Source organism: Streptomyces niveus (assembly GCF_001723055.1).
GTDB lineage: Bacteria > Actinomycetota > Actinomycetes > Streptomycetales > Streptomycetaceae > Streptomyces > Streptomyces niveus.
Map to the genome: position 1 here is coordinate 1 of NZ_MDCR01000605.1, position 544 is coordinate 544.

The 544-nt window shown below is 72.8% G+C and carries 1 protein-coding gene; it reads left to right on the plus strand.

The window, feature by feature from the left end; all coding sequences use genetic code 11:
• The coding region (locus BHU15_RS37855) for a DnaB-like helicase N-terminal domain-containing protein (RefSeq protein ID WP_303741449.1) at positions 1–544 on the plus strand (544 nt) is incomplete at both ends.

The window sequence follows — 544 nt, forward strand, 5'->3', positions numbered from 1 at the left end:
CGGCCGTCGTGCCCGACCAGGAGACGGTTGAAGAGGAGCAGGTGCTCCTCGCGACCGCGACCGACCGGCCCGCCCGTGTCGAACGGATGCGGTGGCTGACCCCCGGCGACTTCACCCACCCCCTGCACGCCGGACTGTGGCAGTGCCTGACCACCATGGCCCGGCGCGGCACCCCCATCGACCCCGTCACCGTCCGGTGGGAAGCACAGCACCACGGCCTCTATACCAACGAGGTTCAGCCGGCCGGGCATCTCGGCTTCCTCGGCGAACCGGCCGGATGCGACCCGGAGTACTGGGGCGAGCGCATCCTCCAGCGCTCCCTCCTCACCACCGCCGCGAACACCGGCCGGCACATCGAGACCCTCACCCACGACCCAGCCACCACGACGCACCAGCTCATCGTCGGCGCCCGACGCGCACTCGCCGGCCTGAACGCCGTACGTACCCACTGGCACCACGCCACCTCACCCACACCAGCGAACCGGCCCGCGCGCACCCGCGCCGAGAAGGCCCCGGCCGTACCGAGAGCCGGCCCGCCCCCGAC